Annotated in this window: 20 protein-coding genes; 9 read left to right on the top strand and 11 right to left on the bottom strand. The window is 73.3% G+C overall.

The annotated features are described in order from the left end of the window. Positions 1-384: 384 nt before the first annotated feature. From AB0O36_RS34420 to AB0O36_RS34400, 5 genes are all read right to left on the bottom strand, one after another. On the bottom strand, positions 385-1,290 hold the full coding sequence (locus tag AB0O36_RS34420; protein ID WP_365117279.1) for a universal stress protein: 906 nt from the start codon (positions 1,288-1,290) through the stop codon (positions 385-387). A gap of 198 nt (positions 1,291-1,488) precedes the next feature. Then, positions 1,489-1,941, bottom strand: coding sequence for an ATP-binding protein (locus AB0O36_RS34415; protein ID WP_365117277.1), 453 nt, complete (start codon positions 1,939-1,941; stop codon positions 1,489-1,491). 349 nt (positions 1,942-2,290) lie between these two features. Continuing rightward, positions 2,291-3,268 carry an acyl-CoA dehydrogenase family protein gene (locus AB0O36_RS34410; RefSeq protein WP_365117274.1) on the bottom strand — a complete coding sequence of 326 codons (978 nt, stop codon included), beginning with the start codon at positions 3,266-3,268 and terminating at the stop codon, positions 2,291-2,293. Between the two features lie 7 nt (positions 3,269-3,275). Beyond that, on the bottom strand, positions 3,276-4,436 hold the full coding sequence (locus AB0O36_RS34405; RefSeq protein WP_365117272.1) for an acyl-CoA dehydrogenase family protein: 1,161 nt from the start codon (positions 4,434-4,436) through the stop codon (positions 3,276-3,278). A 6-nt stretch (positions 4,437-4,442) separates the two neighbouring features. Then, a complete protein-coding gene (locus AB0O36_RS34400) occupies positions 4,443-5,630 on the bottom strand; it encodes an amidohydrolase family protein (protein ID WP_365117270.1) in 1,188 nt (395 codons plus the stop codon). Positions 5,631-5,788: 158 nt separating this feature from the next. On the opposite strand from AB0O36_RS34400, the gene AB0O36_RS34395 reads away from it, so the two are divergent. Further along, positions 5,789-7,330 carry an AMP-binding protein gene (locus AB0O36_RS34395; RefSeq protein ID WP_365117269.1) on the top strand — a complete coding sequence of 514 codons (1,542 nt, stop codon included), beginning with the start codon at positions 5,789-5,791 and terminating at the stop codon, positions 7,328-7,330. Positions 7,331-7,429: 99 nt separating this feature from the next. Here AB0O36_RS34395 and AB0O36_RS34390 read toward each other — a convergent pair whose 3' ends face one another. Beyond that, on the bottom strand, positions 7,430-8,380 hold the full coding sequence (locus AB0O36_RS34390; protein WP_365117268.1) for an alpha/beta fold hydrolase: 951 nt from the start codon (positions 8,378-8,380) through the stop codon (positions 7,430-7,432). Positions 8,381-8,490: 110 nt separating this feature from the next. On the opposite strand from AB0O36_RS34390, the gene AB0O36_RS34385 reads away from it, so the two are divergent. Together AB0O36_RS34385 and AB0O36_RS34380 are read left to right on the top strand one after the other, a co-directional pair. Then, complete coding sequence (locus tag AB0O36_RS34385; protein WP_365117267.1) at positions 8,491-9,099, top strand: TetR/AcrR family transcriptional regulator; 609 nt, start codon at positions 8,491-8,493, stop codon at positions 9,097-9,099. A gap of 172 nt (positions 9,100-9,271) precedes the next feature. Next, on the top strand, positions 9,272-10,552 hold the full coding sequence (locus AB0O36_RS34380) for a serine hydrolase domain-containing protein (RefSeq protein ID WP_365117265.1): 1,281 nt from the start codon (positions 9,272-9,274) through the stop codon (positions 10,550-10,552). A 125-nt stretch (positions 10,553-10,677) separates the two neighbouring features. Here the strand turns inward: AB0O36_RS34380 and AB0O36_RS34375 are convergent, their stop codons facing one another. Next, positions 10,678-11,193, bottom strand: a complete 516-nt coding sequence (locus tag AB0O36_RS34375; RefSeq protein ID WP_365117263.1) for an EF-hand domain-containing protein — start codon at positions 11,191-11,193, stop codon at positions 10,678-10,680. A gap of 308 nt (positions 11,194-11,501) precedes the next feature. On the opposite strand from AB0O36_RS34375, the gene AB0O36_RS34370 reads away from it, so the two are divergent. Together AB0O36_RS34370 and AB0O36_RS34365 are read left to right on the top strand one after the other, a co-directional pair. After that, positions 11,502-12,080 carry a sigma-70 family RNA polymerase sigma factor gene (locus tag AB0O36_RS34370; protein WP_365117260.1) on the top strand — a complete coding sequence of 193 codons (579 nt, stop codon included), beginning with the start codon at positions 11,502-11,504 and terminating at the stop codon, positions 12,078-12,080. Continuing rightward, positions 12,077-13,288, top strand: coding sequence for a maleylpyruvate isomerase N-terminal domain-containing protein (locus AB0O36_RS34365; protein WP_365117258.1), 1,212 nt, complete (start codon positions 12,077-12,079; stop codon positions 13,286-13,288). The genes AB0O36_RS34370 and AB0O36_RS34365 overlap by 4 nt, the downstream gene beginning before the upstream one ends. Before the next feature lie 85 nt (positions 13,289-13,373). On the opposite strand, the gene purU is transcribed toward AB0O36_RS34365, so the two are convergent. Together purU and AB0O36_RS34355 are read right to left on the bottom strand one after the other, a co-directional pair. After that, complete coding sequence (purU, locus tag AB0O36_RS34360; RefSeq protein WP_365117256.1) at positions 13,374-14,246, bottom strand: formyltetrahydrofolate deformylase; 873 nt, start codon at positions 14,244-14,246, stop codon at positions 13,374-13,376. Between the two features lie 23 nt (positions 14,247-14,269). Next, entirely contained in the window at positions 14,270-14,716 is a 447-nt protein-coding gene (locus AB0O36_RS34355; protein ID WP_365117310.1) for a hypothetical protein, read from the bottom strand. A 216-nt stretch (positions 14,717-14,932) separates the two neighbouring features. Between AB0O36_RS34355 and AB0O36_RS34350 the strand changes: the two genes are divergently transcribed. After that, positions 14,933-16,216, top strand: a complete 1,284-nt coding sequence (locus AB0O36_RS34350; protein ID WP_365117254.1) for an ABC transporter substrate-binding protein — start codon at positions 14,933-14,935, stop codon at positions 16,214-16,216. 102 nt (positions 16,217-16,318) lie between these two features. Here AB0O36_RS34350 and AB0O36_RS34345 read toward each other — a convergent pair whose 3' ends face one another. Further along, complete coding sequence (locus tag AB0O36_RS34345) at positions 16,319-17,812, bottom strand: hypothetical protein (RefSeq protein WP_365117252.1); 1,494 nt, start codon at positions 17,810-17,812, stop codon at positions 16,319-16,321. Positions 17,813-17,961: 149 nt separating this feature from the next. Continuing rightward, positions 17,962-19,341 carry a transcriptional regulator gene (locus tag AB0O36_RS34340; RefSeq protein ID WP_365117250.1) on the bottom strand — a complete coding sequence of 460 codons (1,380 nt, stop codon included), beginning with the start codon at positions 19,339-19,341 and terminating at the stop codon, positions 17,962-17,964. Positions 19,342-19,562: 221 nt separating this feature from the next. On the opposite strand from AB0O36_RS34340, the gene AB0O36_RS34335 reads away from it, so the two are divergent. The 3 genes from AB0O36_RS34335 to AB0O36_RS34325 all read left to right on the top strand — a co-directional run bounded on the left by AB0O36_RS34335 (position 19,563) and on the right by AB0O36_RS34325 (position 22,916). Next, the gene (locus tag AB0O36_RS34335) at positions 19,563-20,255 is read left to right on the top strand and encodes a bifunctional DNA primase/polymerase (RefSeq protein ID WP_365117308.1); all 693 of its coding nucleotides are present in this window, start codon (positions 19,563-19,565) and stop codon (positions 20,253-20,255) included. 136 nt (positions 20,256-20,391) lie between these two features. Next, positions 20,392-21,216: an ABC transporter ATP-binding protein gene (locus AB0O36_RS34330; RefSeq protein ID WP_365117249.1), complete on the top strand. Its 825-nt coding sequence runs from the start codon at positions 20,392-20,394 to the stop codon at positions 21,214-21,216. After that, a complete protein-coding gene (locus tag AB0O36_RS34325; RefSeq protein WP_365117246.1) occupies positions 21,213-22,916 on the top strand; it encodes a transporter in 1,704 nt (567 codons plus the stop codon). The genes AB0O36_RS34330 and AB0O36_RS34325 overlap by 4 nt, the downstream gene beginning before the upstream one ends. Positions 22,917-23,028: the final 112 nt, after the last annotated feature.

The raw sequence follows: 23,028 nt of genomic DNA, 5'->3' as shown, positions 1-23,028 counted from the left end.
GGCGACGCGACGAAGGAGCGCCCTTGACAGGGCTGACGGACCCGTAATGACACTGGGACTGACGGGCCACCCCCGGGCACCACCCCGATACCGCCCAGGCGGAGCGCCGGCACACCACGACGCCGCTCGACTGCGTCGTTCGGCTTCGCAGTGGCGCGGCGGGGGCGGTGGGCAACCCCCGACCCAGCCCGGCGCGGCTCAGGGGGTGAAGCGGGCTGCGGCCATAGCCCACCGACGCCGCCCGACCACGCCGTTCGGCCACACAGCAGCGCCGTCTGGGGGCGGTGGGCAACCCCCGGCCCGGCCCGGCCCGGCTCAGGGGGTGAAGCGCGCCGCGCCAACAGCCCCGTACCCCGCTCCTGCTCCCGCCCCCGCCCCCACCCCTCACTCCAACCCCGGCACCACCGCCACCGGGCAGTGGGCGTGGTGCAGGACCGCGTTCGTGACCGAGCCCATCATCAGCGAGTCCGCCTTCACGCGGCGACGGTGGCGGCCGACCACCAGCAGGGACGCGGTTTCCGACCGGGCGACCAGTTGGCCGGCCGAGTCACCCGCGCCGATTTCGCTCTGCACCCGCACCGCGGTGAAGCTGCCGGTGTACGGCGCCAGCCGTTCCTGCTGGGCCCGTTCGATCTCGCGGGTGAGCGGCGCTGCGTCGTCCTCCGGGACGCCCGCCATCGGGGTGCCGAACATGGGCAGCGGTGCCGCCGGGCTGGGGAAGGCGGTCAGCGCCACCAGCGGTCGGCCCTGCTCCTCCGCGCACCCGAAGGCGAACGCGATGACCTCGTCGGCGGTTTCGGTGGGGTTGAGGCCGAGCAGGACCGGTGCGTCCGCCGCCGCGTCCTCGGCGGTGTGCCGGACCACCACCACGGGTACGGCCGCCTTGGTCGCGACCAGACGGCTGGTCGAGCCGAGCAGCAGGCTGGCGAAGCCGCCCCGGCCGCGCGAGCCCACCACCAGCATCGCGCCCCGCGCCCCGCGTTCCTGGAGGACTCCCTCCAGCTCGCCCTCCTTGGACTCGTACCGGATCTCCGGCAGGTCCTCCCGCTCGTAGAGGTGGCTGCGCGCGTGCTCGGTGACCGGGTCGGGCGGCTCGTGCTCCGGCGTGCCGAGCACCGCGTCCCGCCGGGCGCGCCACATCTGCGTCTCGTCGGAGAGCACGTGGACGACCACGAGCTGCCGGCCGCCGGACCGGGCGGCGTCGACCGCCCAGTCCAGGGCCTTCAGGCTGTGCTGGGAGCCGTCGACGGCAACGACGATCTCCCCACCGGACATCCCTTTAGCGATCATCCGTCCAGGATTGCACCACTGCGGTCGCCACGCCCGGAGGTACTGCGGGTGGCGGCGTACGTTCGTGCACGCCCCGAGCGCGGCACGGCAAGCCGCCACCCCACGACCCGCACTCGTCAAGGTGGTCCCTTGGCGTCCCCTCGCGACGCGTCGCTCCACTCCAGGGTGATCAACACGTGACGAACCGTCAACACCTCGTTAGAGGTACACGCGCGGTTCCCGCGACACGGCAAAATCTTGCCCGGCCGTGTCCGCGCACCTTTTCTCCGAGCGGTCGATCTCGCACCAGATGCGTTTGCCGGCCCCCTCGCGCTGCCAGCCCCAGCGGTCCGCCAGCCCGTCCACCAGCTCCAGGCCCCGTCCTCCGGTGTCGTCGCCGGCCGCGTGCCGCGGGGCCGGCGGGCGGTCGCTGGCATCGGCGACCTCCACCCGGACCCCCGGACCGCCGAGCAGCATGCGCAGCACCGCGGGGCAGCCCGTGTGCACCACGGCGTTGGTGACCAGCTCCGAGATCAGCAGGATCAGCGTCTCCGCGAGCGGCTCGTCGTCCCCTATGCCGGACCCCGCGAGCCGGGAACGCGCCCATCTGCGGGCCCGGCCGACCTCTGCGGGATCCGGGCCTACCTCCAGCTGAACCTGAAGCACCTGCACCGCTCACACCATCCGAACCGGCGGACACTTCGCCTCGCGAAAGGACGACGGAATCACCGACCGTGATCCCCTTGCGTAGCAGCATGGTTGACATACAGTCACCACAACAAGCGCTTCGGGCATATTCCAGCGCGAAGGAGTAGGCGTGGTGCATACTGTGCGACGCTCACGCCGCCGGGCCGCTCGCATTGACGGGAGCGTACCGGAGCCGTCACCGACTGCGGTCCGTAATGGGCACGCCCGGAGGACACAAACCGATATCAACTCTCTGTAATCGGACATGCGTCCCCGGCCGTCCCGACCGTGACCCCAACCGGCTCTTCCGCGGCTCCCCGCCTCCCTCCTCCGGTCAGGTATCCGCCGCCGGCGGGTCCTCCGTCAGCAGCTCCGCCGCCAGCAGGTCTGCCGCCAGCAGTTCCTCGCACTCCGCAGCCGTGCACCACTGCTCGGCCCGCACCCACGCCCGCTTCAGGTGCAGGTGCACGTCCGCCTCCCAGGTGAACCCCATCCCGCCGTGCACCTGCAGGCAGTCCCGGGCGTTGCGCACCGCCGCCTCGTCCGCCAGCAGCTTCGCCGCCGCCGTCTCCGCCGGTACGCCCGTCACCGCCGCCGCGTAGACCGCCGTACGGGCCACCTCGGCCCGCACCAGCATCTGCGCGCACAGGTGCTTGACCGCCTGGAAGGCTCCGATCGGCTGCCCGAACTGCTCGCGCTCGCCGGCGTACGCCACCGCCAGTTCCACCGTCCGCAGCGCACTGCCCAGCTGGAGCGCCGCGGTCAGCAGCGCCCCCTCGCGCCGGTACACCGGGGCCGGCGCGGTCCCGGCCGCACCCTCCACCCCGGCCGCACCCGCCACCCCCGCCGCGGCCACCCGGTGCAGCGGGGTGAGCGGGTCCACCGAGGCGGTCGCGGTGCCGGTCGGCGGCGGGGTGCCGGAGTCGGCCCCCAGCACCGCGTCCGACTCGGCGAGGTGGGCCACCAGGCCGTCCGCCAGGTCGTAGGCGGTGACCACGGCCGAGCCCTCCGCCGCGCCCGGGACCGTTCCGGCCGCCAGGTGGGTGGCGACCAGCGGGCCGGGCACCAGGGCGCGCCCGGCCTCCTCGAAGACGAGCACCGCCTCCGGCAGCCCGAGTCCGACCCCGCCCTCCGCCTCCGGCAGCCGCAGGGCGAAGAACCCGGCGTCGCCCAGCTCCCGCCACAGTCCGCGGTCCACCGTCGTTCCGGTGTCGAGCGAGGCGCGCAGGGCCTCCCGCCCGTAGCGGCCCGCGAGCAGCTCCCGTACGCCCGCTCTCAGGTCGCGCTGGTCCTCCGTCAGCCGGAAGTCCACGGCACCCTCACCGCCCCTTCGGCAGGCCGAGGATCCGCTCGGCCACGATGTTCTGCTGGATCTGCGAGGTGCCCGCCGCGATCGTGTACGAGAGGGAGGAGAGCCGGTCCAGGGCCCATTCCCCCTGTTCCCGGCGTTCCCCCTGCAGGGACAGCGCCCCGGCCCCGAGCACCTCGGCCGCCGCGTCGTACAGCTCCTGCCGGGCGTGCGAGTAGCGGAGCTTGAACACCGAGCCGCCGGCCCCCGGCACCCCGCCCGACGCCTCCGCCTCGCTGACGTTCCACTGGGTGAGCCGCCACAGCGCCCCGAACTCCGCGTGCAGCCGGCCCAGCCTGCGCCGCAGCACCGGGTCGTCCCAGCGGCCGTTGCGCCGCGCCTCCCTGGCCAGCCCGCCCAGGGTGCGGCGGCAGGCCACGACCTCTCCGACGAAGGCCGTCCCCCGCTCGAAGGAGAGGGTGACCATGGTGACCCGCCAGCCGTCGTCCTCCTCGCCGACCCGGTTGGCCACCGGCACCCGGACCTCGTCGAGGAACATCTCGGCGAACTCGGTGGACCCCGCCAGCGTCCGCAGCGGCCGTACGGTGATGCCCGGCGCGTCCATCGGCATCGCGAGCCAGGTGATCCCGCGGTGCTTGGGCGTCGCCGGGCCGACGGGGGTGGTGCGCACCAGCAGCTCGCACCAGTCGGCCACTTCCGCGTGCGAGGTCCAGATCTTCGATCCGGTCACCACGTAGTCGTCCCCGTCGCGGACCGCCCGGGTGCGCAGGGAGGCCAGGTCCGAGCCGGCGTCCGGTTCGGAGAAGCCCTGGCACCAGATCTCGTCCCCGCGCAGCACCGGGGGCAGCCAGCGCTCCCGCTGGGCCTCGGTGCCCTCGGCGGCGATGGTCGGTCCGGCGTGCAGCAGTCCGACGAAGTTCGCCCCGACGTAGGGGGCGCCGGCCCGTTCGGTCTCCTCCAGGAAGATCAGCCGGCGGGTCGGGGAGGCGTCCCAGTGCACGTCGGCGTACCCGGCGTCGTGGAGCATCCGCTGCCAGCCCGCGTCGTACGCCCGCCGGCCCGGCCAGTCGTCGGGCGATGGCTTGTCCGGGAGGGCCGGCAGCACCTTGGCCAGCCACTCCCGCAGCCGGGCCCGGAAGTCCTCTTCCGCCTCGGTGTAGGTGAGGTCCATGGCGGCTCAGACCACGTCCAGTCCGAGCATCCGGATCGCGTTGCCCCGCATCAGCTTGTAAACGGTCTCCTCGTCGAGTCCCTTGACGTGGTCGAGGGCGACCTCCTTGGTGTGCGGGAAGGTCGAGTCCACGTGCGGGTAGTCGGTCTCGAAGGTGGCGTTGTCGCGGCCGACGACGTCGAGGGAGGCGATCCCGTGCTTGTCGCGGAAGAAGCAGCAGAAGATCTGCCGGTAGTAGTACGTCGACGGGGGCTCGGGGATCAGGCCGCGCACCCCGCCCCAGGCCCGGTGCTCCTGCCACACGTCGTCCGCGCGTTCCAGGGCGTACGGGATCCAGCCCATCTGGCCCTCGCTGTAGGCGAGCTTGAGCCGGGGGAAGCGGACGAGCACCCCGCTGAAGAGGAAGTCCATCATCGAGGCCATCGCGTTGTTGAAGCTCAGGCTGGCCTGGACGGCGGGCGGGGCGTCGGGGGAGGCGGCGGGCATCTGGGAGGAGGACCCGATGTGCATGTTCACCACGGTGCCGGTCTCCTGGCAGACCGCGAAGAAGGGGTCCCAGTAGCCGGAGTGGATGGACGGCAGGCCCAGGTGGGTGGGGATCTCGGAGAAGGTGACGGCGCGCACCCCGCGGGCGGCGTTGCGGCGGATCTCGGCGACGGCGAGGTCGATGTCCCAGAGCGGGATGATGCACAGCGGGATCAGCCGGCCGCCGCTGTCGCCGCACCATTCCTCGACCATCCAGTCGTTGTAGGCGCGGACGCAGGCGAGGGCGACCTCCTTGTCGTGGGCCTCGGCGAAGGTCTGGCCGCAGAAGCGGGGGAAGGTCGGGAAGCAGAGCGACGCCTCGACGTGGTTGAGGTCCATGTCCTTGAGCCGGGCGGCCGGGTCCCAGCAGCCGCGCCGCATCTCCTCCCGGGTGATGCCCTCCAGGGTCATCTCGTCCCGGTCGAAGCCGACGGCGGCGATGTTGCGCTTGTACGGGAACTTGAGGTCCTCGTAGATCCACCAGTCGGTGGGCGGGCCGTCGGGGTCCATCGTGATCTGGTACTTGCCGCCGACGTACGCGAGCTCGCCGATGCCGGCCGTGACGGCCTTGGGTCCGCGGTCCCGGTACTTGGCCGGCAGCCAGCGGTCGAAGAGATGGGCGGGTTCGATCACGTGGTCGTCGACGCTGATGATCCGAGGCAGTTCCATGGAGTCCCCTCACCTGTTTCGGAACAATCTCCGATAACTTTCTGATGACCCGTCAGAAACAAGCTAGCCCCGCACACCCTGGACCGTAAAGCGCTCCCGGCCTACGCTCTCCGTCGATCTGACAGAACGTCAGGTCAGGACGCCACGGGAGGCCGGGCATGACGGACACCGCACGCGAACTGGACCGGTCGGCCACCTTCTGGGAACTGATCACCCGCCGGGCCGGGCTCACCCCGGACGCCCCCGTGCTGATCGAGGCGGAGACCGGCCGGACCCTCACCTTCGGCGGGCTGCGCGACCGCGCCGAACGCGTGGCCGCCGGACTGCACGGCCTCGGCGTCCGCCCCGGCACGGTCGTCGCCTGGCAGCTGCCCACCCGCATCGAGACGGTGCTGCTGTCGGTCGCCCTCGCCCGGCTCGGCGCCGTCCAGTCCCCCGTCATCCCCTTCTACCGGGACCGCGAGGTCGGCTTCGCCCTCACCGCCTCCGGGGCCGGCTTCTTCGCCGTGCCGGGCACCTGGCGCGGCTTCGACCACACCGCCATGGCCGCACGGCTCGGCGCCCGCGGCGTCTTCGAGGCGTACGGCGACCTGCCCGAGGGGGACCCGGCAGTCCTGCCCGCACCCCCGGAGTCGGGCACGGACGTCCGGTGGATCTACTGGACCTCCGGCACCACCTCGGACCCCAAGGGCGTCCTGCACACCGACCGCTCGCTCATCGCCGGCGGCTCCTGCCTGGCCCACGCCCTCCGGCTGAGCGCCGCCGACGTCGGCTCCATCGCCTTCCCCTACGCCCACATAGGCGGCCCCGACTACCTGGTGATGCTGCTCCTCTACGGCTTCCCGGCGGTCCTCTTCGAGAAGTTCGCGCTCCCCGACGCCCTGGACGGCTACCGGCGGCACGGGGTCACGGTGGCCGGCGGCTCCACCGCCTTCTACTCCATGTTCCTGGCCGAACAGCGCAAGCTGCCGCCCGGCGCGAAGCTGATCCCCAGCCTGCGGCTGCTCGCGGGCGGCGGGGCCCCGAAACCCCCCGAGGTCTACCACGCCGTCACCCGCGAACTGGGCTGCCGGCTCACCCACGGCTACGGAATGACCGAGGTCCCGATGATCACCATGGGCTCCCCGGACGACACCGACGAGAACCTGGCCAACACCGAGGGCCGGCCCCCCGCCGGCATGTCCGTCCGCATCACCGACCCGGACGGCAAGCCCCTCCCCGCCGGCACGGACGGCGAGGTCCGGCTGCGCGGCGAGGCCGTCTGCCGCGGCTACCTCGACCCGGCGCAGACCGCGGCGGTCTTCGACCCCGACGGCTACCTGATCACCGGTGACCTGGGGCACCTCACCGGGACGGGCCACCTGGTGCTGACCGGCCGCAGCAAGGACGTCATCATCCGCAAGGGCGAGAACATCTCCGCCAAGGAGATCGAGGACCTCCTGCACACCCTGCCCGGCGTCGCCGACGTCGCCGTCATCGGACTGCCCGACCCCGAACGCGGCGAACGCGTCTGCGCGGTCGTCGAACAGCCTGCGGGGGCCGCCCCGCTCACCCTGCCGGCCGTCACCGCCCACCTGCGCGCCGAGGGCCTCGCCACCCACAAGCTGCCGGAGCAGCTGGAAGTGGTCGAGGCCCTCCCCCGGAACGACACGCTCCGCAAGGTCCTGAAGTACAAGCTCCGCGAGCGCTACGCAGACTGAGCACTGCGCCGGATGGGTCCTGCGCAGGATGGGTCCTGCGCAGGATGGGCCCTGCACCGGGTGAGTTCCACACCGCCCGAGCCCCAAGCCGCCCGAGTCCTACGCCGGCCGGACACCCGTGGCGTCCGCCGGGAGCCGGTCCACGTCCTCCATGAAGGCGAGCATCCGGCGGTTGACCTCGCCCGCGTGGTCGATCTGCGGGCCGTGGCCGGTCCCGGAGATGATCTCCGCGCGGGCACCCGGCACCAGCCGCGGCACCCGCTCCACCTGCCGGTCGGGGTCGAGCAGCAGGCTGCGCCTGCCCAGCACCAGGTAGAGCGGGGTGCGGACGGAGCGCAGCGCCTCCTCGGCCAGCGGGAGCGGTGCCGGGCGGCGGATCCGGTACGCCCGGACGCCCGCGAGCGCCATCGCCCGCAGCTCGGGCACGACGAGCACCGGCTGCTCCAGCCAGGTGGCGAGGCGCCGGCGCAGCGGCTTGGGCGCGAGGGTGGCGAAGAGGCTGACGAACACCCAGGCGAAGAAGCGCAGTCCGACCTTCTCCAGGCCGCCGGGGTCGAGCGCGGTCACGGACGCCAGGCGGCCGGGCCGGCGGTGCGCCATGTTGAGCACCAGCCAGCCGCCGTAGGACGCGCCGACCAGGTGGACCCGGTCGAGGCCGAGGCCGTCGAGCGCCTCGTCGAGCCACTGGGCGGCGCGCTCCGGCTGCCACATCGGCTCGCGGTGCACGCTGCGGTTGGCGTCGCCGGGGGTGTCCAGGGCGTAGACCGGGCGGTCGGCGGCGAGGTCCGGGGTGTTGGGGTACCAGGTCGCGGCGCAGGAGCCGGCGCCGTGGATCAGGACCACGGGGGTGCGGGCCTCCGCGGCCGGGTCGCCGGCGGGGCCGTACCGGTAGACGTGGGTGGTGCCGAAGCTCGTCTCCACGTCGGTCTCGGAGCGGATCGGCGCCCCCAGCGCGTAGACGGCGTCGCAGGCGGCGAAGTAGCGGTCGCGCAGGGCGTCGCTGACGTACCGGCCGACGTCGGGTCGGCGGGCGCTGGTCTTCTCGGGCACGGGGCCACCTCCTGGGACCTGGTCATCCGGTCTTTCGTGATACGACCGTACCACGATCTTGGTACGGCTGTACCATCAAGGGAGTCGAGGAGGCAGGAGAGAGCAGTCCGATGCCCAAGCGCGTGGACCACGAGGAACGCCGTACCCAGATCGCCGAGGCCCTGATCCGGGTGGCCGCCGCGCGCGGCCTGCACGCGGTGGGCATGCGGGACGTGGCGGCCGAGGCCGGAGTGTCGCTGAGGCTGGTGCAGTACTACTTCGAGACCAAGGAGAAGCTGCTGCTCTACGGCCTCCGGCACCTGGTCGAGCGGTTCGGCGCGCGGGTCGGGGCGGCGGTCGCCGCCGCCGGACCGGACCCCGGCCCGCGCGCGGTGGTCGAGGCCCTGCTCCTGACCGCGCTGCCGGCCGACGAGGAGAGCCGCGCCTTCCACCTCGTCCACACCTCGTACACGATCCTGGCGGTCACCGACCCGACACTCGCCGCCCAGCCCGCCTTCGACAGCCCGCGGGCCGCCGAGGACGCGGTCACCGGGCTGCTGGAGAAGGCCGTGGACGCGCGCCTGACGGCACCGGACACCGACCCGCGCGCCGAGGCTGCCGCCCTGCTGGCCATGTCCGCCGGGCTCGGCACCAGCGTCCTTGCCGGCTTCCGCACCCCGGAGTCCGCGGCCGGGCTGCTCCGGCACCGGCTGGACCGGATCTTCACGCCGGGGGGCTGAGTGCCCGGGGACCGAGTGCCCGGGGTCCGAGCCCTCGGGGACCCGGCACCCGGCAACCGGGCGCCGGCCGGGGGCTGAACCCCGCCCGCTCGCCGCCGCCCGGACCGGTTCCTAGGATGGGTAGGGCATGCCCGTCGCTCTCGGGGACCGGCACCTTTGAGGTGATCTCCCCATGCCCGGACTCCGAAGCCGTACGGCCTGTGCCGCCGCCGCCCTGGTCCTGGGCGTACTCGGCACCGCGCAGGTGCCCGCCTCGGGGGCGCCCCTGCGCGACGGCCTCGACCCCGTCACCACCGAACGGCTCGACCGGGCCATCGAACGCGTGATGGAGCAGGCCGACATCCCCGGCGCCAACGTCGGGGTGTGGATCGACGGGCGCGGCGACTACGTGCGCTCCTTCGGCACCGCCGACTCCGCGCTCGGCCTCCCGATGAAGACGGACCTGTACAGCAGGCTCGGCAGCGTCACCAAGACCTTCACCGTCACCGCGCTGCTCCAGCTCGTCGACGACGGCAAGGTCGGCCTGGACGACCCGATCTCCCGCTACGTGGACGGGGTGCCCGGCGGCGACCGGATCACCGTCCGGCAGCTCGCCGACATGCGCAGCGGCCTCTACAACTACACCGAGGACGAGGGCCTGCTGGACACCATGAAGGCCGACCCCCAGCACTCCTGGACGCCCCGGCAACTGGTGGACATCGCCTTCGCGCACCCGGCGAACTTCCCGCCCGGGACACGGTGGGAGTACAGCAACACCAACACGGTCCTGCTGGGCATGCTGATCGAGAAGGTCTCCGGGCAGCCCCTCGACGCCTACCTGGAGCAGCACGTCTTCGGCCCGGCCGGCCTGAACGACACCTCACTCCCGTCCGACGGCGCGATGCCCTCGCCCTACGCCCACGGGTACACGAACTTCACGCCGGACGGGAAGATCGCCGACGCCTCGAACTGGAGCCCCTCCTGGGCCTGGGCCGCCGGAGCGGCCGTCTCCGACCTGGACGACCTGCACCGCTGGGTGCCCGTCCTGACGTCCGGAAAGCTCCCCGGCGGCAAGCGGCTGCTGGAGCCGGGCACCCAGGCCCAGCGGCTGCGCATGGGAGCGACCGGCCACCCCGGCATCGGCTACGGGCTGGGCATCGCCGAGATCGACGGGTGGATCGGGCACAACGGCGAACTCCCCGGCTACGAGAGCGTCGCCGTACGGCTGCCCTCTGCCGGGACCACGCTGGTCGTGCTCGTCAACGCCGACACCGACAAGGGCGGCAACCTGAGCTCGCAGATCACGGCGGCGATCACGAAGATCATCACCCCTGAGCACGCGTGGGAGGTCCCGGCCGAGGCCCAGCCGTCCGGGCCGTCCAACCCGCCGGCCCCGACGGCACCCACGGCCCCGGGCACTCCGACCGCCCCGACGGCACCCGCCACGCCGCCGCCCCCGGCAGCGGCGCGCTGAACGAGGGCCGGGGCGGCGGCGCGTGCGGTCCCGCGTGCGGGATCACGCGTCCGGCGTCATGCGTACGGGATCACGCGTCCGGCGTCATGCGTACGGGGTCATGCGTACGGGAAACCCGCCCGGGTTCACGCGTCCGGGTCGACCCCGCAGTACGCGGCGAAGGCGGTCAGGATCCGGGCCTCGGAGATCCGGCCGTCCCCGTCGTCGTCCAGCGCGGTGGACACCGTCACGGCCAGGTCCGGCGCCACGCCCAGCACCCGCAGCACCCGGGCCGCGGCCTCCGGGGTCACACCGCCGCCGTCCTCGTCGGCGACCGCGATCACCGCGTGCAGGAAGCCCTCGGCGATCCCGGCGAACCGCTCGGGGCTGTCCTGCAGCCGCTTGGCCGCCCCGGTCACGAACTCCTCGCGGGTGACCCGCTGGTCGCCGTCCACATCGGCGATGCCGGCCATGCCCTGCCAGAACGCCTCGGCTCCGCCGAAGACCGCCTGCCCCTTGTCGGAGCGTGCGGTGACGCCGAATTCGGCCATCACCGCACGGGCAGCCTTGCTGAAGTCCTCACGGTCGATATAGCCGTTGCCGTCCTGGTCGAAGAGGGCGAATCGGGCGGCGATCTTGCGCTCGTACTCTGCGGTGTCCATATACGAGATCCGCCTTCACATGTGCGGTGGGGTTCAGTTCAAGACAAGGCAGGAGCGTACGGCCTATGTGGCCTGCGCGTTAACCGAAGCGGGCAAGCAGGTGGCCGCATCGAACCCGCGCACGAGGAGCGCGACGGGGCGCGCGCCCGCGGGAGCCCGCGGAAACCCGCCAAAGCCCCGACCGGCACTATCAGAACCGGCACTTCCGGGGGGAGGTTCCCGCAAAACGGGCACACGGCGGCCCGGTGACACTACATTCGGGAAGGTCGACAAAGGCTGGGAAGGGCCGGGAAGGGCTGGAGGCTTCGATGCCGAAGGACGCACCACCCCGCTGGGACCGCAAGATGCAGCAGCGCCTCGCCCGCGGCGAGGCCGCGGCGCTCGGGGAGCTCTACGACCGGTTCGCGTCGCTCGTGCACAGCCTCGCGCACCGGGTGCTGGGCGACGAGCAGGCCGCGGACCGGATCACCCGCGAGGTGTTCGGATACATCTGGGAGAACCCGGACGCCTACGACCCGAAGCAGGGCTCCATGCGTTCCTGGGTCGCCCGGATCACCCAGGGCCAGGCGGTGGCCCGGCTGCGCCAGGCCGAGCACGGTCGGGGCTCCCGCGAGGAGCTGGAGCAGAAGGTGCGCAGCGCCAACGCGGCCGCCCGCGCGGACTACATCGTCACCTCCATGCCCGCGCCGCTGCGGGCCGCGCTGGAACTGGCGTACTTCAAGCGCCGGGACTACCGCCAGGCCGCCGCCGACCTGCAGATCAGCGAGGACGAGGCGCGGCGCCGGCTGCGCCTGGGCCTGCAGCTGCTGTCGACCGCCAACGTCCTGCCGCGGGAGGGCACCGCCCCTCCCGGATACGGCCCGCCCGGATACGGAAGCTCACGATGAACGGCCCCGCCGAGTCCCGCGACGACGACCACGGCCTCCCGGGTCCCGCCCGGATACCGGGTCCGCGCGGCGCCGCCGACGACCTGCCGCCCGAGGCGGCGCCGGAGCCGCCGCCCACGCACGCGGTGCTGAAGTCCCTGCTGGGCGCGTGGGCGCTGGCCGCGTGCTCGGCGGAGGAGACCCAGGCCGTCGAGGACCACCTCACCGAGTGCGCGCCGTGCGCGGAGGAGGCGCTGCGGCTGCGGGACGCGGTGGGGCTGCTGCACCCCGAGGAGAGCCTGGACCTGAACCCGCTGCTGCGGTCCCGGGTGCTGGAGGGCTGCCTGGGGAAGCGGCCGGCCCGGATCCCGGTGCCGGCGTGGGCGAGCCCGTACGACACCGAGGCCGCGCGGCTGGACGCGCTGCTGCGGGACTTCGGGGACGCGGAGTGGCACACCCCGGTGCGGCTGAAGTGGTTCGGGGAGGAACGCCGGCAGACGCGCCGGACCACAGTGGCCGGGGTGATCGGCCACCTGCTGTCCGTGGACGGGCTGGTGGCGACCGCGCTCGGGCTGGACGACCCGCTGGGCGCGGAGGCACCGGCCGTGCCGGCCGCCCGTACCGAGCACTTCTGGGAGTCGTCCCCGTACCCGACCACCCGGCAGGTCCGCGAGCCCTGGCGGGAGCAGGGGCACACGCTGGTCCGCACGGTGTCCTTCGCCGGGCGCGGGGTCGCCGAACTGGAGGTGGACTACGGGGACTTCCGGCTCCCGCTGGGGGACGCGTTCCTGGAGCGGGCCTTCGAGTGCTGGGTGCACGCGTGGGACATCGCCGAAGCGGTGGACTATCCCTACGATCCGCCGTCCGGGGCGCACCTGCACCGCATGATCGACCTGGCGGCGCGGCAGCTGCCGGGCGCGCTGGCCGAGCGGCGGCGCGCGGGGCTGGCCTCCCCGGCGCGCGGGCTGGTCTCGGCGGGCTCTCCGGGCCGGACCCTGCACCTGGAGATCGAGGGGGCCCGCGGCGGCTCCTGGGACATCGCGCTGGACTCTCCGGCGGCGGCGACGTCCGCGGAACACACGGTGGCGCAGATCGCGCTGGACGGGGTTGAGTTCTGCCAGCTCGCGGCGGGCCGCGTCACGCCGGAGGAAGCGGCCGCGGGCCAGCACGGCGACCGCGAGGCGATCCGCGACGTCCTCTTCGCGGCGGCGTCCCTGAGCCGGCTGTAGCCCGTCGGGGCTGGGGGCACGTCGTCGGGCCCCGCAGCCCCCGGCGGGGCCAGGGCCTGTCCGACCCTGATCCGCCGGACAGGCCCTAGGCGAAGACCACCGTGCGGGAGCCGTTGAGGAGGACGCGGTGCTCGCTGTGCCACTTCACCGCGCGGGCCAGTGCCTGGCACTCCACGTCGCGGCCGATGGCCACCAGCTGGTCGGGGGTGACCTCGTGGCCGACCCGCTCGACCTCCTGCTCGATGATCGGGCCCTCGTCGAGGTCGGCGGTGACGTAGTGGGCCGTGGCGCCGATGAGCTTCACGCCGCGGGCGTGCGCCTGGTGGTACGGCTTGGCGCCCTTGAAGCTCGGGAGGAAGGAGTGGTGGATGTTGATGATCCGGCCGCTGAGCTCCTTGCACAGCGCGTCCGACAGCACCTGCATGTAGCGGGCCAGCACGACCAGCTCGACGTTCTCCGCCCGGACCAGCTCCAGCAGCTGCGCCTCGGCCTCCGCCTTGGTGTCCTTCGTCACCGGGATGTGGTGGAAGGGGACGTCGTAGGAGCCGACGAGTTCGGCGAAGTCGGTGTGGTTGGAGACCACCGCCGCGATCTCCACCGGAAGGGCGCCGATCCGGCACCGGAACAGCAGGTCGTTCAGGCAGTGGCCGAACTTCGAGACCATCAGCACGATCCGCATCCGCTCGTCGGAGCGGTGGATCTGCCAGTCCATCTGGAAGGAGTCGCCGATCGCGGCGAAGCTCGCGCGCAGCTTCTCCACCGTCAGCGGGGCGTCGGCGGTGAAGTGGACCCGCATGAAGAACAGGCCGGTGTCGCGGTCGCCGAACTGCTGGCTGTCCTCGATGTTGCACCCGGTCATGAACAGGTAGCTGGACACTGCGTGCACAATGCCCTGCTTGTCCGGGCAGGAGAGGGTCAGTACGTACTGCTGGGGCTGCTGGTGCGGCTCATCGCTCATGGCAGCACAGCCTTTCACACCGGTCAGGCCGAACGTGTCAGTATCCGCAGGACCTCCAGCGAGCGGGGACGCGCGTCCGGGTCGTCGCCGTCGGCGGTGGCCAGCCGTACGTGCGCCTCGCGGGCCGCGCGCACCGCCTCGGGCCAGCCGTGGTGCTCCAGATAGGTGGCGACCGGGGCGTCCGGGCCTGTCTGGTGCAGGATGCGCAGCACCCGCAGCACGGCGACGTCGACGAGGGCGGCCTCCTGGGAGTCACGGAAGATCGTCCCGACGTACTTCTCGGCGGACCAGCTGTCGAGCCAGGTGTCCTCGACCAGCCGGTACACGGCGTCGGTGACGTCCCCGTAGCCCTCGGCGCCGGCCAGCCAGGTGTCCTCCTGGAAGACCGGATCGGAAAGCATGTGCAGCGCCGAGCGCACGTTGCTGCGCCAGCGCCACCACGGCATGTCGTTCAGCGGCATGCCGCCCATGGTGGAGGAGCGGCGGCCGCGGCGGGAAGGGGTATCGGAACCTTCGGCGAATGTCACGCTTTCGATCGTACGTTCCCGTCCGGGGGGATCTTGAGCGCCCCGGGAAGGAATCGGATGGTCCTGTTCCGCATTCCTCTCCTGTAATTCACCCGTGCGTCACCCGATGTTGTGAACGCCTCACGCCACGGTTACCCGGGGCCGGAAGTCTGCGTGGTCATGACCAACAAGCGACGCACTCTTCCGGCCCGGTCCCTCCTTTCGGTGGTGATGGGTGCGTCCCTGGTCGCCGGCTGTGGGGTGCTCCCCGGAAACACAGGGGGTTCCGGGGAGACCCTCACGGTGATGACCTGGGCGCCGGAGGACAGCAAGGCCACCAACATGCCGGGCATGCCCGCCATGGCCCGCGCGTACGAGCAGTGGATCAATTCCAAGGGCGGCATCAACGGCCACAAACTGCGCGTGGTCACCTGCGACGAGCACAACACCGCGAGCGGCGCCGCCGACTGCGCACGCCGGGCCGTGGCCGAGAAGGCCGTCGCGGTGGTCGGCTCGTACAGCCAGCACGGCCGCGCCTTCATGACCCCCCTGGAGACCGCCGGCATCCCCTACATCGGCGGCTACGGCGTCTCCCAGGAGGAGTTCCAGAGCGTGCTGTCCTACCCGGTGAACGGCGGCCAGCCCGCCCTGCTCGCCGGCGCCGGACACCAGCTCGCCCAGTCCGCCTGCCGCCAGGTCGCCCTGGTCCGGCCCGACACCCTCGCGGGCGACTCGCTGCCGATCCTGCTGAACGCCGGCCTCAAGGCGCAGAAGCCGGACGAGGCCACCGACATCCGGGCCGCCGAGGACTCCGCCGACTACGGCGTCCAGGCGCGCGAGGCACTCGACCACGCCTCCGCGGGCAAGGAGAAGGGCTGCGTCACGGCTGCGCTCGGCGAGCGCACCGAGACGTTCTTCGACTCCTTCCGCCGCCTCGACGAGAAGACCGACAAGAAGCGGCGGCCGCAGATCTCCTCCGTCCAGGGCAGCGTCAGCCAGGGTCTGGTGGACCGCACCGGCGGCACGGACAGTCCCTTCGAGGGCGCGTACGTCACCAGCTGGTACCCGGTGGCCACCGACCCGCTGTGGGCCCCGATGCGGAAGGTCATCGACGAGCACGCCTTCGGCGACGACGACGTGGACCCCGCCGACGTCGGGACGCAGACCACCTGGATCGCGTACACCGTCTTCACGGAGGCCGTGCGGCGCATCGGCGCGGAGAAGAAGGTCACCGCGCGCCGGATCGCCAATGTGCTGGACACCTCCGACGGGGTCGCCACCGCCGGCCTCACCCCGGACCTCCGCTGGCGCTTCCAGGACATGCGGGCCGTCCGCGGCTACCCGCGGCTGATCAACGGGCGGGTCACCTTCCAGGTGGTGCAGGCCGGGCGGCTGGTGGCCCAGCCGGGCCAGCAGGCGCTGGACATGACGGAGGTCATGGAGCAGGCCCCGACCACCGGCTGACCACCGGCTGACCGCGGGCTGGGCCGGGCTGGGCCGGCCCGGCCCGGGCCGGGCTGGGCCGGGCCGGGCCGGGCCGGGCCGGAAGGCGCGGCCGGACAGGCCCTAGAGCTGGGTCTTGTCGCGCTTGGTCAGCTGGTACTTGCCGGCGACCCTGTTCCAGAGGACGGCGGCCTGTTCCTTGGCCTTGGTGGCCTCGCCGCTCGACTTGTTGCCGGCGGCCGCGTCGGCGGTGCCGCGGGCCTTCCCGTCCTTGCACATCTTCTTGTCGTCGCCCTTGCCGTCACCCTTGTCGTCGTCACCCTTGCCGCCGGCGACGTCGTCGGCCCAGCTCGCGTACGAACGGTCGGCCGCGGCCGAGGACTTCCACGCCTTGGTCAGCGAGGCGGAGAGCCTCGCGTGGTCCGGCAGCTTGTCGATCCTGACGTCCTGGAGCCGGGTCACCAGCTCGTCGCGCTGCCGGGCGGCGTCGCGCAGGTCGTCGGCCGCCTGGTCCAGGTTCCGGCAGCCCTTGATGTCGTCCACCGCCTTGATCACGGCGGCGCGGCTGTCGTTGCTGTCGGCGAGCAGCTTGTCGAGCTGGACCGCCTGGGCGCGGGCGGGGTCGACGGGGGCCTCGGCGGCGCCCGCCGCGGAACCGCTGGGTGAGGGTACGGAGGACACCGCGGCGGGGTCGTTGTTCTGCGCCTTGTCCTCGCTGAGCAGCGCCCCGACCCCGAGGCCGGCGACGGCGAGCCCGATGACCCCGGCCGCGATGATCCCGGCGGAGACGCGGCGCGGCGGCTGGTCCTCCTCGTAGGGGTACGGCTGCTGCGGCTGCGGCGGCACGGGCTGGGGGCCCTGCGGGCTCCGGAACCCCTGCCGTCCCGGCTGCTGCGGCGGCGGGTACGCCTGCGGGGGCGCCGGCTGCCGGAGCACCGGCTCCTCGATCGGCGGCAGGTACTGGGTGGCGGCCTCGTGGTGCCCGTCCGCGGGCCCGGCCGGCACCGGCGGGAGGTACTGCGTCGCCGCCTGGTCCGGACCGGCCGGCACGGGGGGTATGTACTGCGTCGCGGCCTCGTCGCCCATTCCGCCCGGAGCGCCCATCGCGCCCGGAGCACCCGGGCCGGCCGGCACGGGCGGTATGTACTGGGTGGCCGCCTCGCCCGTCCCGGCCGGACCGCCGGGGGCCGGGGGCACGGTCGGCATGTACGCGGTGGCCGCCTCGTGGGTGGCGGGCTGGTGGCCGTAGCCGGGGCCGTCCGCGGGGACCGGCGGGATGTACTGCGTCGCGGCCTCCTGCACCGGCTGCTGCGGATAGCCGTACCCCGGACCCTCACCGGGCACCGGCGGGATGTACCGGGTCGCCGCCTCGTGGGCAGCCGGCGGGTAACCGTACGCCGGGCCGTCCGCCGGGACCGGCGGGATGTACTGCGTCGCGGCCTCCTGCACCGGCTGCTGCGGATAGCCGTACCCCGGACCCTCACCGGGCACCGGCGGGATGTACCGGGTCGCCGCCTCGTGGGCCGGCTGCGGGCCCCGGCCGTGGGGGTCGGCGGCCGGTGGCGGGCCCCACGGCGCACCCTCGTGCGGGTAACCGCCTTGTGTGCTCTGCGTCACCGGGATCCTCCTCCGACTGCCCGAACCTTCCGAACCGTCGGGTCACGCTACCCGGTGCACCCCACCCGCGGGGGCCGCGGGGGCCGACCGCGGCCGGTCGCAACCCGGTCGCGGAAGGGCCCCGCGGGCCTCCGAAGTGATCTTGCGGCTCAGGCCGCCGGGGCCAGCCTGGAGGTGAACTCGCGTACCGCGGCCTCGTCCCGGAAGGGGTCGAGGCGGATGCGGAAGTCGTCCAGGTACTCCGCGCCGCGGTTCGAGCGGAGCCCGGACAGCAGCTCCACCGCCTGGGCGGCCGTGGCGCAGGACTGCTCCACCTCCCGCTGCTGTACCTGCGAGGTGGCCAGCAGCAGCAGGCCGATGGCCCGTCTGCGGGCCTTCGTCGCGGGCAGTGCCCGCAACGCCTCCTCCGCCCGCCGCGCAGCCGCCTCTGCCTGCCCGAGGTCCCGGTGACAGTGCGCCAGTTCGTCGGCGAGGTACGCCTCGTCGAAATGCCGGATCCAGACCGGATCGTCCCCCGACTCCGGTTCCGCCCGTTCCAGCGCGGTCACGGCCCGCGAGGACAGCACCGCGGCCGCCCGCGCGTCCCCCAGCAGGGCGTGGCCCCGCGCCTCGGCCGCGTAGAACATCGCCTCCGCACGCGGGGTGACCTGGCCCCGCGTGCCCTCCTGGGCCGCGCGCGCCAGCTGGGCGATCTCCCGGGGGTTGCCCAGCTCCGCCGCGAGGTGGCTCATGGACGCCGCCAGCACGTAGCCGCCGTACGCCCGGTCCCCCGCCGCCTGCGCCAGCCGCAGGGCCTGGATGTAGTAGCGCTGCGCCAGCCCGGGCTGGCCGGTGTCCACCGCCATGTAGCCGGCCAGTTCGGTGAGCCGGGCCACGGCCGCGAACAGCGCACGCCCGACCGGTTCCCGGTACGAGCCGCCGATCAGGCCGGACACCACGCTGTTGAGGTAGTGCACGACCACCGGGCGGACGTGGCCGCTGCCGAAGCGGTGGTCGAGGTCGGTGAGGGCGTCGGTGGTCGCCCTGACGGCCTCCACGTCGGACATGCCGACCCGTGAGCCGCCCGACCGGGCGACCGCCACGTCGGCGCCCGTGATCAGCCAGTCCCGGCTCGGCTCGACCAGGGCCGAGGCCGCGACCGTCGAACCGGAGAGGAAGTCCCGCCGGCCGACGTCGCTCCGCCACAGCTCGCAGACCTGCTCGATGGCGCCGATCACGGTCGGGGAGAACTGCAGGCCGACCCCGGAGGCGAGGTTCTTGCCGTTGGCCATGCCGATTTCGTCGATGGTGACCGTCCGGCCGAGTTTTCGGCCCAGCGCCTCGGCGATGATTCCCGGTGCCCGGCCACGGGGTTGCTGGCCGCGCAGCCAGCGGGCCACGGACGTCTTGTCGTAGCGGAGGTCGAGGCCGTGTTCGGCGCCGCACATGTTGACCCGCCGGGCGAGCCCGGCGTTGGAGCACCCGGCTTCCTGGATGAGCGCCTGCAGCCTTTCGTTGGGCTGACGGGCGACGAGTGGCCTGGCTGCCATGAGAAACCCCCTGTGGCCGCGGGTGATCGTTCCATTGATCACTTCCCGGCGGTCTGCGGAGAATGCCGGGGAATCTTCCGCTCTGCGGTGTGTCGCTACCCAGACTCGGCTCCCCGGCCCCCCGCGCGCCCCCGCCCGTGCGCCAATGCGCCCCGTATGCAGGATCGATGCTCCGTCACCCTGCCGTTTCGGGACCGTAACCCCCCGTGACAGCCACAGTTGTGATGGTCGTGGAAGAGACCATGACAGTCACGGAGTCCGACGTCGCAGCCATCCCCAAGCAGCGGGGCGAGCCGCTGCTCGACCATGCCGTGCGGTACGCGGAAGAGCGGCACTGGGACGTGTTCCCCGGAACCTGGCTGGAGGCCGGTGACAGCGGGCTGCTGTGCTCCTGCGAGGCGGCGGACTGCCCGGCCCCCGGGGCGCACCCCGCCGTGAAGGACTGGGCGGCGCAGGCCACGGGCAGTGCGGTGCAGGCCCGCCGGATGTGGACCAAGCACCCCGGCGCGTCCATCCTGCTGCCGACCGGCCGGACCTTCGACGCGATCGACGTGCCGGAGTCCGCCGGGTTCCTGGCGCTGGCGCGGATGGAGCGGATGCAGCTCACCCTGGGCCCGGTGACGCTGACCCCCGACCGCCGGATGCTGTTCTTCGTGCTGCCCGGCGCCGGGGCGAAGGTGCCGGACCTGGTGCGCCGCCTCGGCTGGTCCCCGTCCGCGATCGACCTGCTGCCGCGCGGCGAGGGCGACTTCGTGGCGGCCCCGCCGACCCGGTACGGCGGGCGGGGTGCGGTGCAGTGGGCGCGGCGGCCCACCCCCGCGAACCGCTGGCTGCCGGACATCGAGGAGCTGATCTCGCCGCTGGCGTACGCGTGCGGGCGGGAGGCGTCCTCGGCCCGCGCCCGGCGCGACTGAGTCCGCACCCGGTCGCGTCCCCGGTCCTGCCCGGTCCTGCCCCGGTCCATGACATACGTCATGCGGTCGCGCCGATTTCTGCTCGTATCGTGAGACGTGACCGACACGGGGGACAGTACGAGAGGCAGGGCGGCACATGCCTGACCAGGCGTTTGCAGCGGACGGGGCGGCGGCGGAGGCCGCCGTCCCCGCAGTGCGGGTGACGGGGCTGCGGAAGCGGTTCGGGGAGCAGACGGCCGTCGTGGGGGTGGATCTCGAGCTGCCCGCCGGGAAGTTCATCGGCCTGGTCGGGCCGAACGGGGCGGGGAAGACCACCACCCTGTCGATGGTGACCGGCCTGCTGCGGCCGGACGAGGGGCGGGTCGAGGTCGCCGGCCACGACGTGTGGCGGGATCCGGCCGAGGTCAAGGCCCGGATCGGCGTGCTGCCGGAGGGCCTGCGCCTGTTCGAGCGGCTGTCGGGCCGGGAACTCCTGGGCTACATGGGCCGCTTGCGGGGCCTGCCGGGCGAGGAGACCGACAAGCGGGCCACCCAGCTGCTGGACGTGCTCGATCTGGCGGGTTCCCAGCACAAGCTGGTGGTGGACTACTCGACGGGCATGCGGAAGAAGATCGGCCTGGCGGCCGCGCTCCTGCACAACCCGGAAGTGCTGTTCCTGGACGAGCCGTTCGAAGGCGTGGACCCGGTGTCCGCGCAGACCATCCGCGGGGTGCTGGAACGTTACACCCGCTCCGGGGCCACGGTCGTGTTCTCCTCCCACGTCATGGAGCTGGTCGAGTCGCTGTGCGACTGGGTCGCGGTGATGGCGGCCGGCCGGATCCGCGCCGCGGGCCCGCTGGCCGACGTACGCGGCGGGGCGCCCTCGCTCCAGCAGGCGTTCCTGGAGCTGGTCGGCGCGCAGGGGCGGGCCACCGGCGAGTCCCTGGACTGGCTGGGCGGCGGCACGGCGGCGGCCCGATGAGCGCCGCTGCCGCCGGGACGGCCGGACCGGGCGCACCGGCCGGTTCGGGTGGGCCGGCCGGTTCGGGTGGACCGGCCGCCACGGGTGGACCGGCCGCCACGGGCGTTCCCTCCGTCCCGCTGACCCGGATCTTCGTGGGGCTCAAGCTGGCGCTGCTGCGGAACGGCCTGAAGGGGTCCGCGAAGCGCAAGGCCGCCTTCGTCAGCTCGCTGACGACGGTCCTGGTGGCCGCCGCGCTGGTGGTGCTGGGCCTGTCCGTGCTGCGGGGCAACGCGCACGCCGGGACGGTCGTCGTCATCCTCGGCGGGATCATGGGGCTCGGCTGGGCGGTGATGCCGCTGATGTTCTCCGGCGGGGACGAGACCATGGACCCCAGCCGGCTCGTGATGCTGCCGCTGCGGCCGCGGCCCCTGGTGCGGGCCCTGCTGGTCTCCTCCCTGGTCGGCATCGGCCCGCTGTTCACCGCATGTCTGGCGGTCGGTTCGGTCGTCGCCGTGGCGCACGGCCCGGCCGGTCTCGCGGCGGGCGTGCTCGCCGTCCCGCTGCTGCTGCTCGGCTGCGTGGGGCTGGCCCGCGCGGTCACCGCCGCCAACGTGCGGCTTCTGAGCAGCCGCAAGGGCCGCGACCTGGCCGTGCTGAGCGGCCTGCTGATCGCCATCGGCGCGCAGTTCGTCAATTTCGCCGTGCAGCGGCTGACCGAGCCCGGCGGGCTCGCCGCGCTGCGGCCGGCCGCGGCCGTGGTGGGCTGGCTGCCTCCGGCGACCGCGCTCGGGATGGTGGACTCGGCGGGCCAGGGCGCGTACGGCAAGGCCGCGGGCCAGCTGGCCGTGACCCTGCTGGCGCTGTTCGCGCTGCTGGTGTCCTGGGAGCGGAGCCTGACCCGGCTGATGGTCACCCCGGACGGGTCGACGGTCGCGGCGGCGGCCCCGGCCCGGGACGGCGCGGCGGGCGAGGGCCTGTGGCGGCTGCTGCCCGGCGGCCGGGCCGGCGCGGTCATGCAGCGGACCCTCCGCTACGGCTTCCGCGACCCGAAGACGAAGGCGGGCTGGATCAGCGGCCTGGCCATCGGGGCCATCGTGCCCGTCTTCAACGCCCTCCAGGGCACCGGCTCGGTGTACCTGGCCTGCTTCGGCGCGAGCATGCTCGGGGCCCTGATGTACAACCAGTTCGGCCAGGACACCTCGGCCTTCTGGATGGTCGCGCAGACCATCTCGACCCCGCGCGAGGCCTACGCCGAACTGCGGGCGCGGGCTGCGGCGCTGCTGTTGGTCACCCTCCCGTACACGGTGCTGGTCACCGTGGTCACCGCCTGGCTGGTCGGCGACTGGGCGGCGATGCCGGCCGCGCTCGGGCTGGTCCTGGGCCTGCTGGGCACGATGCTGGGCACCGGCGCGGTGTCCTCGGCGTACGCCCCTTACTCCATCCCGCAGGAGGGCGCGTTCAAGAGCGTGGTCCCGGGTCAGGCGGGCCTGGCCGTGTCGAGCATCTTCGGCGGCATGCTGGGGTCGGCGCTGCTCTGCGCGCCGCTGATCGCCCTGGTCGTCGGCCTGCGGGTGACGGACCACCACGAGCTGCTGTGGGTGGTGCTCCCGGCCGGCATCGCCTGGGGGACGCTGCTCGCCTGGGCGGGCTTGCGGATGGCCGCCCCGAAGGTGGCCCGGGACCTGCCGGAGATCCTGCTGGCGGTCAGCAAGGGCTGAGCGGACCGGCCCGGTCGGCGAGCCGGCGGGCACCGCTGCTGTACGCCGCGGACCACCGGGGACCGGGGCCGGGGTGACCGGCGCGGCATGACCGGCCCCCGCACACCCGGCG

Origin of the sequence: Streptomyces sp. NPDC089799 (genome assembly GCF_040684755.1) — a bacterium.
Lineage (GTDB): Bacteria > Actinomycetota > Actinomycetes > Streptomycetales > Streptomycetaceae > Streptomyces.
The sequence above is the reverse complement of the archived record's forward strand: the minus strand, read 5'-3'. Positions and strand labels throughout refer to the sequence as shown.